Raw genomic sequence first — 11,755 nt, 5'->3', positions numbered from 1 at the left:
CTTGGGCAAGTGGCCTGAACGCGATGCTATCCGCATCGCCTCAAACCCGCAGAAATCCTCGGTGCACAGGTGCGTGGGGTGTGTATGAAAATTACGGGTCCGATACGCAGTATCGTGGCCCTTCCTCTCTCCAGTCTTTTTCCGGTCAACTGACATGGGCGTCTTGCTCCATGCTTGCCGTTGGAGGCGTCGCAGACAGGATCAGATTGCGGGCGACATCGTCGTCAAAATACCGTTCGCGGGATTGGCGCGTAGGCAGCTGGCGTTCCGCCATATCGGGGCGTGTGAACCAGCGAAGAAGTACGAGGTCGATCGCTGATCGAACGTCATCTGCGAGCAGGTTGGTCTCTTCTGGCGTGAGGTCGAGCCACCCGAATTCGGTACGAAGCTGGCTACCAAGCGGAAATCCGGTTCCGTCCCGGCTCCGGTAGATCGGTCCCTCGACGGTGAGGCAACAATCTTGCCCCTCAAACCGCTCCCGAACCGGGCGTTCGTACCAGAGCCAGGGCTGCAATGTGTGACGACGGGCGCGCCCATCGGCATTGTCTTCAACGAGCAATTTGATGAGCTGGGCCGCACGCTCTTCGTCGTCGCTCGGAAGGCAAGCGATCAGCCAGCCATGCTTCCGCAGGGCAGCGTTGATCAGGGAAAGGATAGACATGGGAGAGATGCTTTCTGCGGGCCATTGCCCGCCTTGGAGGGGTCAATAGCTGCGCAGGGGGAGGGCCTCGATCCACTCCTCGATGTCAGTGGAACGCCAGCGGATACGTCCGCCGCCAATGTCGATGGGATGAGGAAAGGCACCCCGGCGGATGCGTCGCCAGATCGTTGTCCGGCTGCGAATGCCGGTGAGGCGCATAACCTCATGGCAGGTGAGTAATTCGATATTCGACATGACAGACTCCTTTGCTTCAGGGTTCTGTCACCGTTGCCGCACTCCCCTGCGACGATGGGTTGGTTCTCAAATTGCCGTTGCGGACCGTGCGATCAGATGTTCAACTCAGCGCCACCCTTGGCTTAGGTGACGCTGGCCAAACTATGCGAATCGCAAGGCTGTAGGAAAGAACAAAAAGAGAACTAATGCCGTTCCGCAATGGCGGGTGGACGGTGTTGGATCGCTATGGACAGTCCGGGACTGAAAGAAATTTTCCTGCCAGTGCCCGCTCCGGGTCAATGCAGGTCCGAATCTACGGTTCTGGTGCAGCGGAAGTCCGGTTTTGGCGCGAATCGCAGCTTGAGCCGATATGACCAGCAAATGCGCTTTCGCTTTGCACGTTGATGCGGACATGCAAAGAAAACGCGAAAATCTTTACACGTTAGCGGAATTGCGGATGCAGCAACTTGGGCCGGACAATGCCATCTGGGATGATGGCGAATGGATCAGCTGGGACGAGATCAACGAGCAAATCCAGTACAAGGAATGGCGGGCAAAATATCCCAATGCCGATCTGTCGCTGGTCTCGATCTTCGAGAACCTGATCGCCACGGCTGAAGATTATCACCTTCACACAGGCAAGCACCTTCAGGTGTATGGCGATATCGGAGAACTCTACGGGGCGATCACGCACGGCATAAAGCTGCACCGCAACTACGCTCAAGGATCGGACGGACGGCTCGGCAATGACCTGGTCGAGGTCAAGACAATCACGCCTTTCAAGAGCAATGACCGGGTCACGCTGAACCTCAGACGGAACTTCAGCATGGTCTTTCTGGTCAAGATCACGTCTGACTTCGAGGTTCGCGGGAAGCTCATTCCACGCAAGGCCTTGCCCCATGTGAAGGGTGACAAACTGGTTCTTGAATGGGCGGATATTGGGGCTGAGTGAATGCTGAATTCAGCTGTCCCTGGCCTTCAAGGTGCCAGAGACAACGGGTACCCGGCCATGTCGGCAAATTGACGTGCGACTGCCTTCACCTTGGCCTCATCGACACCCATTTCTGCCATGAAGGCCAACTGGACTGCCGGTGCAATCTCTGAGAAGAAAGCGAAAGCAGCGGCATTGTGTGTCTGCGCGCTCGAAGGGTCTCCGATAAGCGCCGCGAGTTGCTGAGCGGATTGCTTGGTTCGATAGGGACCATTCACTGCTGCAAGCACCTGTGCGGCTAGTTTGCTCATTGCAACTCTCACCCAAAGAATCCCATAAAGGAAGATGCATCCGGTTGGACCGTCAAGGCAAGGATGGTCGATGAAGTATGATGCCAAGGGGCATTTATCCCGCGTTTATTGAAAATTGGAGATTTGCGGGATAAAACTCGCGTATGGCCATCATCCACCCCTTCTCCGCAGAGCAGGAACGAGCGCTCATCAACATGCGCCAGCGATACGATGTGTGGATCGAAGCCGAGCGCGAACTCTTCGCGATGCCGTACGACCTGAAGCGCAAGAAGATCGGCGAGTACGAGTACCTCTATGAGGTTTTCGATCGCGTAGGAAACGGCAAAAGTCTCGGCGCGTGGGACGACGAAAAGGAAGTCCAGTTTGAGGATTACAAGGCTGCAAAAGCTTCCTTGAAGGAGCGCCGCGACGGCGCACGGGATGCTCTTAATGAGAGCAGCCGGATTGCTCGCGCATTGCGCTTGCCGATGCTGTCAGCGGACGCCGGACCCATTCTCCGTGAGGCAGACAGACGGTCGCTTCTCGGTAGTCACCTGCTTGTTGTCGGCACCAACGCAATGGCAGCCTATGCCATCGAAGCGGCAGGCACGTTTCGCGATGTGCCCGATGAAACCGAAGACTTTGATCTTGCCTGGGCGGCGGACGAGCCGGAAGATGGGACTCAGCTATGGGACATGCTCAAGGCGGTCGATCCGACGTTCACGATCAATACCGAACGGGAATTCCAAGCGCGCAACGCGAAGGCCTATGAGGTCGAATTGCTAGTCGCGCCATCGCGCGTTGCGACGCTTGCCGGGAAGGATCGGCCAAGACCAGTTCCGCTACCCGAACAGGAATGGCTCTTGCCGGGTCGACGGGTGGACCAGGTCGTCCCGTGCCGCGATGGCAGCCCGGCGCGTATCGTCGCACCTGATCCCCGCTGGTTCGCGCTCCACAAACTGTGGTTGGGCGCTCAGGCAAAGCGGAACCCGCTAAAGCGGCGCAAGGACAGGGTGCAGGGAGCGGCGCTGCTCGACGCGGTTTCCGAGGCGATGCCTCATTATTCATTGGGCCACGAGTTTGTGAAAAGCCTGCCTGATGAGCTATTGCCCTACTGGGAGGAGTGGGCGAAGGCGCGCGGATAGCTCCTGAATTCAGTCACTCGATTGGGGCAAAATGGCTGGTCTTTCCCGTAAATTTGCTGTAAAGAACGGGCATTGAAATCATTAGACTTTTTCGAGGATGGGACCCAAATCCTCTGGTAAAAATGCAATCTGGGGGCACCGACGGGGGCCTCACTTAAGTAACCAAGGTCAAGATTCTCGCAGTTTTGCGGCATTCTGAGAGCGGTTCGAGTCCTCTTCTGGGCACCATTTGTTCTTCTCACGTTCTCCCAAATAATCTATAAAACCCGCAGAAATCCTAGGGATTTGGCCCTTGGATCGTTCCGGATCGTCCCGCCTGTTCTCGGGGGTTCCAGACACTTTTGTGGGCCTTTTGAGGCCGTTTCGCAAAGGCCCAGATGAAAAGGCCCCCACATGCCGCTGACAGATACTCGCCTCCGCGCACTCAAGCCCAAAGATAAGCCGTACAAGGTAACCGATGAGCGCGGCCTTTATGTTGAGGTCACGCCGACCGGCAGCAAGCTTTGGCGATTCCGATACCGGATCGGTGGTGCGCAAAAGAAGCTCTGCATCGGCAGCTATCCTGACATCAGCCTCAAGCAAGCCCGAGACGCAGCCTACGAGGCACGACGAGCTGTTGCTTCTGGGGGCGACCCGGCCTTTGAGAAGCGGAAGCGGAAAATCCGCGCCGAGTTCCTTTCTGCACAGACGTTCGAGGCAGTCGCGCGTGAATATATCGAGCAGATGATGGTCCAGAATGGCCGCGCCGATGGCACGATCGTCAAGGCCAATTATTTCCTCGACAAGCTTGCGCCTGCCATCGGTAACCGACCCATCCACGAGATCGAGCCGTTCGAAGTCCTGGCTCCTCTGAAACGGCTGGAAGCCACTGGTAAGCACGAGACTGCGAAGAAATGCCGCTCGTTCGCAGGCCGCGTGTTTCGCTACGGTGTCGCTACTACCCGCTGCAAATCCGATCCGACCAGTATGCTGAAGGGTGCTCTCGTAACGCCGAGAGCCACGCATTATGCAGCCATCCTTGAGCCCACCGAGTTAGGCGGGCTGCTGCGCGCAATCGACGACTTCACTGGCTACATGGTGACGAAGTTAGCTTTGCAGATAGCGCCGCATGTGTTCGTACGCCCCGGCGAACTCCGGCACGCCGAATGGCATGAGATCGACCTCGTCGATGGGGTCTGGAAAATCCCTGCCGGTAAAATGAAAGCGCGCCGAGCGCATGCCGTCCCGCTTTCCAAGCAAGTTAGAGGCTATCTTACTGATCTGGCCGAGATGCTCGGCCGCGAAGGATATGTCTTCCCATCTGCGCGCAGCTCCAGGCGTCCCATGAGTGAAAACACGCTCAATGCCGCATTCCGTCGCATGGGATACTCGAAAGAAGAAGTCACCGCGCACGGACTCCGGGCGACAGCATCGACATTCCTGAACGAGTCGGGACTTTGGAATCCGGATGCAATCGAACGTGCTTTGGCGCATGGCGACAGCAATGTCGTGCGGGGCATCTATCATCGCGGCAAACATTGGGACGAGCGCGTGCGCATGGCTCAATGGTGGAGCGACCACCTCGATGAGCTCCGGACAGGAGGAAAGGTCATCCAGGGCAAGTTTGCGAAGGGTTGATCGGAAGAACGAATTTCTTCTCAGCCAGTGCAGGACTGAAGGCTCAGGACCAGCCCTATCAGGGACACTGACGCGAGCAAGGCGAACTCAATTCTGATGCCCCAGACTTTAAGCCAATTCCGCATCGTGCAGAGCCTCAGTTCGTAGAGCTTTGGCAGCTAAGCTGATCGAAGCGCTCAGCAACAGTCTTCCACGTTGCTATGCCTGCCTCGTCCCCTTCGATTGATAGCCGCTCGATTTGCTGCGCGATATACGCGGGTCCCTCTTTGCCATGGTTCTTTTCGACCCAGAGCGCGACCGCCCACAATTCCTGCTCGCGGTTCAGCACCATGGTTCACGTCTCCCGGTCCAGGTTCGCGCCAAGCCTTCGCTGACCAGCTGATCGCCAAGCGAGCGGCCGCCGCGCGTTACAACCCGCAATTTGCGACCGTACTGATCCTCGTCTCTGCTACCGATGGTCCTCAGTTCAAAGGGCCCGCCATTCAGCAATTCGACAAGGCGGTGCGTCGCGCGCATGCCGAGCTGGTATTCATAGTCGCAACGAGGCTCGCTGATCTCAGGAGTGTCGATGTCGGCAATCCGGATCTTCACGCCATCAAGCCAGAAAGTATCTCCATCCACGACGCATGTGCGCCGGGTGGATCCGCAGATGTCGAATTGCGGGGAGCTTGCTTGCTGGAATAAAGTCTGAGGCTGCTGATCGTCGTTAGCAAGGCTGGCATCATGGACTGGCCAGTTGAGTGCCAGCATCCCTCCAGCAAATACGATCGCGAATGCTCCCAAACCCAACGCGATCTCCTTTCTCAGCTTCCGGCGCTTCTGTGCCTTCAACGCCTTGCGAAAGTCGAACGGCTCACCGGGGGTCTCATTCACTGGCGTTGTCCGTCTTCATTCCGGCACATGATTTCAGACAATAGCCGGAAATCAGGTAGTTTCGTCAATTGTACGTACCAATTGCTTGCCAACGTCCCAACACAGACCAGACATATTGCGGCGTTTCACCATTGTTGGGAATGCCGCGTGATCGGGAGACGGCACCTGGGCCAGCATTGTAAGCAGCCAAGGCCAGGTGGACTGCGTCGAACCGGTCCAACATATCGCGAAGGTACCTGGCGCCACCGTCGATCGATGCAAGAGGGTCATGACGGTTCCGGACGCCCAGTTCTCTCGCCGTGGCCGGCATAAGCTGAGCCAGCCCGGCAGCACCGGCTGGACTAACAGCCATCGGATTGAAGCGGGACTCAGCCCAGATAAGAGCACGAAGCAGGTTGGTCGGAAGCCCGTAACGGCGTTCAGCCTCGGCTATCGCCGCCATATACAAGCCTTCCCGGTAGGATACGGTTGCTGGCTCGGCCTGGTAGATTGCGGGAAGATATTCCCTTGCCGACTGCTGGTCCGTCTTCGGCGGAACGATCGCGTGCTCGAACAAGGTGAAATCCTGGGCGCGAACTTGCTGTGAGGAGGTCGCGATCATCCCCAGACAGGCGACCGCTAGCGCGGTCAGACAATTGAGGCAGTTCATCTCGACTTGTGCTCCATTGATTCGAATCGAAAGAGAACATAAAAAGAACATGTGCCTGTAGGAAAGCCGCGAATGCCTGCCTTTGGGAGAGGAGAGGAACGCTGATGAGGGGGCCACTTTGCATGCTGAGGAGCTCGCATGTCCCTGTCTGTCCAAACTCATCCCAACCGGTCGCTTGCCGAGACCGCCCGTCGCATTTGCGAATCGCGAGGGGGCAAATGGTCCGGCACAAAGGGCATGGCCTGTTGCCCCGCGCATGATGACCGCACGCCGTCACTCGGTGTGTCGCTCGGCCGACAGGCCATCCTCTTCCACTGTTTCGCGGGATGCGATCAGCAGAGCGTGCTGGCTGCTCTGGCGCGTGAAGGTTTCGAGGCACCGGCGTTTTTTTCAGGTTCTGCGACCACCAACGAACCCGAATCGATCAGCACCCGCAAACCCTCGGCGGTAGCGCTGAGGATCTGGCGCGATGCACAGCCACTGCGTGCCAGTCCGGCAAAGGCATATCTTGAAAGCCGCGGCATCCTCGCCGCATCTCCGGCGCTCCGCTTCCATCCACGAACGCCGCTTGGCCCGAAAGGACGGGCCCGCTTTCTGCCCGCCATGATCGCGGCAGTCAGCCTCGACGAGGGCCCGATCGCCATCCACCGCACGTTCCTGTCTACCGAGGCTTCAGGCAAGGCCGCTTTCGAAAAGCCGAAACGCGCACTTGGCGCGCTCGGTGAAGCTGCTGTCCGCCTCTTCGATCCGGTTTCCGGAAAGCTCGGCCTTGCCGAGGGTATCGAGAGCGCGATGTCGGCCTATGCGCTAACCGGCATCCCCGTCTGGGCTACCTTGGGCAATGAGCGTTTCGGCCTCGTGAGCGTGCCCGATAGCGTGACCGAACTCCACCTCTTCGTCGATCACGATGCTGGCGGCGAGCTGGCCGCGTCGCGTGCCCTGGCCGCCTATGCCCGCGATGGGCGGACGATCCACGTTCGCAAGCCGTCGTCACGCGACACAGATTGGAACGATGAACTTACAGCATGGCTGCGCCGCAAAGCGGCGCGGTAGAGGAGAGAGAGCTTCTCGAATTCCTGATCCGGCAGAGGGCGTGTCCCGATGCCCCCATCAGGAGGACGAATTGCCATGTTTCAATCAGACCTGTTTCCCGCCGGCGAGCAGTTGCCGTCCATGCCCTTGGCCTATGCCATTGGCACCCGAGTTGCCGCGCTTCTTGCTTCGGGACGTCATCTTACCCGTACCGACATTTCCGGGCTGTTCGCCGAAGAGACCGGTGTTCTGGACTGGGGAGGTGCCTGGACGATCGACGACTACAACAGCGCGGTTGAGATGGGCGCACTACTCTGGCTTCGAGAGTCCTCACGGATCGATCTGGCGACGAATGTACACGAAGCCGAAGCGCGGTTCGACTGGCTCGAAGCAGCCTTGCCGCCACGGCACGTTCGCAGCGAAGCACAGGTCGAGCTCCAGCAGTTCTCGACCCCGCCAATGCTGGCCTGTCTGATGGCGAAGGCCGCAGCTGTCTGCGCGCAAGACACGCTCCTCGAACCGTCCGCAGGCAATGGTGCCCTTGCTCTCTGGGGTTGCCTCCAGAACGCTTTGCTGCTCCTCAACGAGATCGATCCGGCAAGACGAGACGGTCTGGCCCACGTCTTCCCAACGGCTACCATCACTGCGCATGACGGGGAACTGATCGCCGACTTGCTTCGCGCCCCTGTTCCGTCGGTCGTGCTGATGAACCCGCCGTTCGCTCACAGCCAGGAACGCGGCAAGGACGGTGAGACCGCCATGCGTCACCTACGCGGTGCGATCCGAACGGCTGCAAATGGGGCGCGGATGGTCGCCATCATGCCCGAAGGCTTCGATGCTTCCACTTTCGCCAAGGTACAGGACGAAGCATCGCTGCTCCTCGATGTTCGGTTGCAACAAATGTTTCGCCGGACAGGGACGGGGATCGCCGTTCGCCTGGTTGTGTTCGACAAGACGACGCCCGCGTCCTCGCCTGCGATCACCGGAGATACTGCCGACCTCATCTCGCTCCACGAGCTTATCACTGCGCTTCCGCCACGCGTACAGACCTCCGCCAACATCCATCGCCTGCCGCTCGGCAAGCCAGTGCGCCTCGTTGGCAAGACTTCGGCCCAAAGCGCGCCGGTTCGGCCGGTGGCGCCGTTCGCCGCGACACCAGCAGCCACGGCGAATGCGATCGACCTTGCCTATTCGGTCCTCGCCGACCCCGCGCCTGTGCCCGAACAGGCAGGCATCTACCTGCCTTACGGGCCCAGCCGCATCGCCTTCGAAGATGCTCCGATCCATCCCACCCCGCTCGTGGAATCGGTTGCCATGGGTTCGGTCGCGGCGCCCCAGCCGGACGTCACACCGCGCCTTCCCGCTTGCTGGCAGGCCGAGGGCCTTCTGTCCGAAGCGCAATGCGAGACACTGGTCTACGCTGCCCAGGCATTTGCGCGCGATCTTCCGGGTCAGTTCAAGGTGAGCCAGGAAGGCACCTCGCTGGAACTCTCCGAGGACGGACACTCCTACCGCCAAGGCTTCTTCCTCGGGGACGGAACCGGAGCGGGCAAAGGACGGCAGATCGCCGCGGTCATCATGGACCGATGGCTCGCAGGCGAGCGCCGGCATGTCTGGATCACCAAGAACGAGGCGCTGCTCCAAGATGCACGCCGCGACTGGGAAGCGCTTGGCGGGCCGCCGCTCGATCTCCAGCCGCTCTCGCGGTGGAAACTCGGTCACCCTGTCACGATGTCCGAAGGCATTCTCTTCGTCACCTACCCGACGCTGCGCTCGGGCCGCGCCGAGGATACGCGGCTTGACCAGATCCTTGCCTGGGCGGGCGAGGAGTACGATGGCGTGATCGCCTTCGACGAAGCCCACGCCATGGCCAATGCGCTTGGAGGCTCCTCCACTCGCGGCAAGATCAAAGGATCCGAACAGGGCATGGCCGGCCTCAGGCTGCAGAACCATCTGCCGCGCGCCCGCGTACTCTACGCGTCTGCCACTGGCGCCTCGGATATAGCCAACCTCGGTTACACCTCACGGCTTGGCCTGTGGGGACCGGAGACCGCCTTTCCGACCCACGAGGCGTTCATGACCGAGATCCGCGCCGGCGGCGTCGCGGCGATGGAACTCGTCGCCCGTGACCTCAAGGCGCAGGGCCTCTATCTCGCCCGTGCGTTGTCCTTCGCCGGGGTCGAGTACGAAATCCTCGAACACAGCCTGACCGAAGCACAGGTGCGGATCTACGATGCCTATGCCGATGCCTGGGCGATCATTCACCGCAACCTCGAAGCTGCGCTCGAAGCAACCCGCGTGGTCGACGAGGACAGCGGCGATACGCTCAATCACAACGCCAAGGCTGCGGCGCTGTCGATTTTCGAAGGCACCAAGCAGCGATTCTTTGCCCAGCTCCTGCTCTCGATGAAACTGCCGAGCCTGATCCCCGCGATGGAAGCCGCACTTGGCGAAGACCATTCGGTTGTCGTGCAGCTGGTCTCGACCGCGGAGGCCATGCTCGACCGGCGCCTTGCCGACCTTAGCGTGGAAGAACGCGAAGCTCTCGATATCGATCTGTCCCCGCGTGAATACGTGATCGACTACCTTACCAAGAGTTTCCCGGTGCGCCTGATGCAGGTCTTCGCCGATGAGGATGGCAATCTTCGTTCCGAGGCGATGAGCGACGAGGAGGGCAATCCCGTTTTTTGCCCGCGCGCCGTAGCCGCGCGTGATGCGTTGATCGAACAACTCTGCGCACTGCCGCCCATCGCCACCGCGCTCGATGCGATTATCGAGCATTTCGGAACCGACGCAGTGGCCGAAGTCACGGGCCGGACCCGCAGACTTGTCCTGGGCCGCGATGGTCGGCAACGCCTCGAACGGCGTAGCCCCAGCGCCAATGTCGCCGAAGCGCAAAGCTTCATGGAAGGCACCAAGCGCATCCTGGTCTTCTCGGACGCAGGCGGCACGGGTCGATCCTACCATGCCGACCTTGGCTGCCGGAACCAGCAGCGCCGGGTTCACTTCCTGCTTGAACCGGGATGGCGCGCCGACAACGCCATCCAGGGTCTCGGCCGTACCAACCGCACCAATCAGGCTTCGGCCCCGCTCTTCCGCCCGGTCACCACAGATGTGAAGGGCGAGCGCCGGTTCATCTCGACTATTGCGCGAAGGCTCGATGCATTGGGCGCGCTGACGCGCGGCCAGCGCCAGACCGGCGGACAGAACCTGTTCGACCCGGCCGACAATCTCGAAAGCGACTATGCGCGCGACGCGCTCAGCCGCTGGTTCCAGCTGCTCTATGACGGCAAGCTCGAAGCCACCACGTTCGGCAATTTCGTCGAGCGGACCGGCCTCCGGCTTGAAAGCCCCGATTGCGGGCTGACCGACAATCTCCCAACAATCCAGCGCTGGCTCAACCGCATTCTCGCGCTGCCGATCGCGCTCCAGAACGCGATCTTCGATGAATATCTCGGCCTCGTTGAAGCGCGGATCGAAGCTGCGCGCGAGGCTGGAACGCTCGACCAGGGTTTGGAAACCGTCAGGGTTGATCGTTTCACGGTCCTCGCCGATGAACTCCTGCGCACAGACCCCGTGACCGGTGCCGAGACCCGTCTCGTCTCGCTCGAAGTGACGAGGCACCTTCGGCCTCTGCGATTGAAGCGCCTGGTGCGGATGCACGAGATTGGCAGTTCGCACGCGATCCCGATGCGCAATGCGCGCTCTGGCATGGTCGCACTGTCGGTTCCGGCCCGACGCCTCATTGCTGACGACGGGGCCGTGATCGAACGCCGCCGCCTGCTGCGCCCGCTCAAGTCCGCGAACTGGACACTTGAGGCACTCGGTGAGAGCCACTGGGAAGAAATTGGCGTCACCGCGTTCACGAGCGCCTGGCGGGCCGAGGAAGAGGAGGCCTCTGCTTCACCGGTGACCGAGCGCGTCCATCTCGCCACCGGGCTGTTGCTTCCGGTGTGGAAGCGCCTGCCTGGCGATCATGTCCGCGTCACTCGGCTCGTTGCCGAGGACGGCCAGTCGATCATTGGGCGTGAAGTGCTCGATATCGATCTCGCCGCAATCGCCGAGACCTTTGGTCTTTCCGGAGTATCCGGACCGGCGCCTGAGCAGATCGGCAACCTCGTCATCGCCAGCGGCAAGCCGATGGGCCTCGCAAGCCACGATGCCTTGACCGTCAAGCGATCGCTGGTCGGAGGCGAACAGCGGCTTGAACTGACCGGGTTCTCGCCCGATCGGCTCGACTGGTACAAGGGCAAAGGCTGCTTCACCGAGATCATCCGCTACCGCACGCGCCTGTTCGTCCCGGTGTCGAATGCCTCGTCGGTTCTGCCCGCGCTTGCCGCCTGA

11 protein-coding genes are annotated in these 11,755 nt (G+C 60.3%); 5 read left to right on the top strand and 6 right to left on the bottom strand.

Translation table 11 applies throughout. From position 1 onward, the window contains the following. Window positions 1–145: 145 nt before the first annotated feature. Window positions 146–661 carry a hypothetical protein gene (locus tag H0274_RS00725; protein ID WP_226792183.1) on the bottom strand — a complete coding sequence of 172 codons (516 nt, stop codon included), beginning with the start codon at window positions 659–661 and terminating at the stop codon, window positions 146–148. Window positions 662–703: 42 nt separating this feature from the next. Further along, entirely contained in the window at window positions 704–895 is a 192-nt protein-coding gene (locus H0274_RS00720; RefSeq protein WP_079640299.1) for a helix-turn-helix transcriptional regulator, read from the bottom strand. 436 nt (window positions 896–1,331) lie between these two features. On the opposite strand from H0274_RS00720, the gene H0274_RS00715 reads away from it, so the two are divergent. Further along, window positions 1,332–1,826: a hypothetical protein gene (locus H0274_RS00715; protein ID WP_226792181.1), complete on the top strand. Its 495-nt coding sequence runs from the start codon at window positions 1,332–1,334 to the stop codon at window positions 1,824–1,826. A gap of 26 nt (window positions 1,827–1,852) precedes the next feature. Here H0274_RS00715 and H0274_RS00710 read toward each other — a convergent pair whose 3' ends face one another. After that, a complete protein-coding gene (locus H0274_RS00710; protein ID WP_226792179.1) occupies window positions 1,853–2,116 on the bottom strand; it encodes a hypothetical protein in 264 nt (87 codons plus the stop codon). 143 nt (window positions 2,117–2,259) lie between these two features. Between H0274_RS00710 and H0274_RS00705 the strand changes: the two genes are divergently transcribed. Both H0274_RS00705 and H0274_RS00700 read left to right on the top strand, forming a co-directional pair. Further along, a complete protein-coding gene (locus tag H0274_RS00705; RefSeq protein ID WP_226792177.1) occupies window positions 2,260–3,240 on the top strand; it encodes a GSU2403 family nucleotidyltransferase fold protein in 981 nt (326 codons plus the stop codon). 393 nt (window positions 3,241–3,633) lie between these two features. Then, window positions 3,634–4,857 (top strand): tyrosine-type recombinase/integrase, encoded by a 1,224-nt coding sequence (locus H0274_RS00700; protein WP_226792175.1) that lies wholly within the window; start codon window positions 3,634–3,636, stop codon window positions 4,855–4,857. A gap of 136 nt (window positions 4,858–4,993) precedes the next feature. On the opposite strand, the gene H0274_RS00695 is transcribed toward H0274_RS00700, so the two are convergent. The 3 genes from H0274_RS00695 to H0274_RS00685 form a co-directional block, all read right to left on the bottom strand. Beyond that, complete coding sequence (locus H0274_RS00695) at window positions 4,994–5,188, bottom strand: DUF6961 family protein (RefSeq protein ID WP_226792173.1); 195 nt, start codon at window positions 5,186–5,188, stop codon at window positions 4,994–4,996. Next, window positions 5,179–5,730, bottom strand: coding sequence for a thermonuclease family protein (locus H0274_RS00690; protein WP_226792171.1), 552 nt, complete (start codon window positions 5,728–5,730; stop codon window positions 5,179–5,181). Before H0274_RS00690 ends, H0274_RS00695 begins: the two co-directional genes overlap by 10 nt. A 64-nt stretch (window positions 5,731–5,794) precedes the next feature. Continuing rightward, a complete protein-coding gene (locus H0274_RS00685; protein WP_226792169.1) occupies window positions 5,795–6,379 on the bottom strand; it encodes a lytic transglycosylase domain-containing protein in 585 nt (194 codons plus the stop codon). Window positions 6,380–6,517: 138 nt separating this feature from the next. On the opposite strand from H0274_RS00685, the gene H0274_RS00680 reads away from it, so the two are divergent. Together H0274_RS00680 and H0274_RS00675 are read left to right on the top strand one after the other, a co-directional pair. Continuing rightward, complete coding sequence (locus H0274_RS00680; RefSeq protein WP_226792167.1) at window positions 6,518–7,432, top strand: DUF7146 domain-containing protein; 915 nt, start codon at window positions 6,518–6,520, stop codon at window positions 7,430–7,432. A 75-nt stretch (window positions 7,433–7,507) separates the two neighbouring features. Beyond that, complete coding sequence (locus H0274_RS00675; protein ID WP_226792165.1) at window positions 7,508–11,755, top strand: strawberry notch family protein; 4,248 nt, start codon at window positions 7,508–7,510, stop codon at window positions 11,753–11,755.

The organism is Fulverythrobacter ferritrahens, from assembly GCF_020539485.1.
Lineage (GTDB): Bacteria > Pseudomonadota > Alphaproteobacteria > Sphingomonadales > Sphingomonadaceae > Andeanibacterium > Andeanibacterium ferritrahens.
The sequence above is the reverse complement of the archived record's forward strand: the minus strand, read 5'-3'. Positions and strand labels throughout refer to the sequence as shown.

Coding starts and splice junctions, on each gene's coding strand:
- H0274_RS00715 (WP_226792181.1), top strand. CDS start 1,332: ATGCAGCAACTTGGGCCGGACAATGCCATCTGGGATGATGGCGAATGG.
- H0274_RS00685 (WP_226792169.1), bottom strand. CDS start 6,379: ATGAACTGCCTCAATTGTCTGACCGCGCTAGCGGTCGCCTGTCTGGGG.
- H0274_RS00705 (WP_226792177.1), top strand. CDS start 2,260: ATGGCCATCATCCACCCCTTCTCCGCAGAGCAGGAACGAGCGCTCATC.
- H0274_RS00710 (WP_226792179.1), bottom strand. CDS start 2,116: ATGAGCAAACTAGCCGCACAGGTGCTTGCAGCAGTGAATGGTCCCTAT.
- H0274_RS00720 (WP_079640299.1), bottom strand. CDS start 895: ATGTCGAATATCGAATTACTCACCTGCCATGAGGTTATGCGCCTCACC.
- H0274_RS00725 (WP_226792183.1), bottom strand. CDS start 661: ATGTCTATCCTTTCCCTGATCAACGCTGCCCTGCGGAAGCATGGCTGG.
- H0274_RS00695 (WP_226792173.1), bottom strand. CDS start 5,188: ATGGTGCTGAACCGCGAGCAGGAATTGTGGGCGGTCGCGCTCTGGGTC.
- H0274_RS00680 (WP_226792167.1), top strand. CDS start 6,518: ATGTCCCTGTCTGTCCAAACTCATCCCAACCGGTCGCTTGCCGAGACC.
- H0274_RS00700 (WP_226792175.1), top strand. CDS start 3,634: ATGCCGCTGACAGATACTCGCCTCCGCGCACTCAAGCCCAAAGATAAG.
- H0274_RS00675 (WP_226792165.1), top strand. CDS start 7,508: ATGTTTCAATCAGACCTGTTTCCCGCCGGCGAGCAGTTGCCGTCCATG.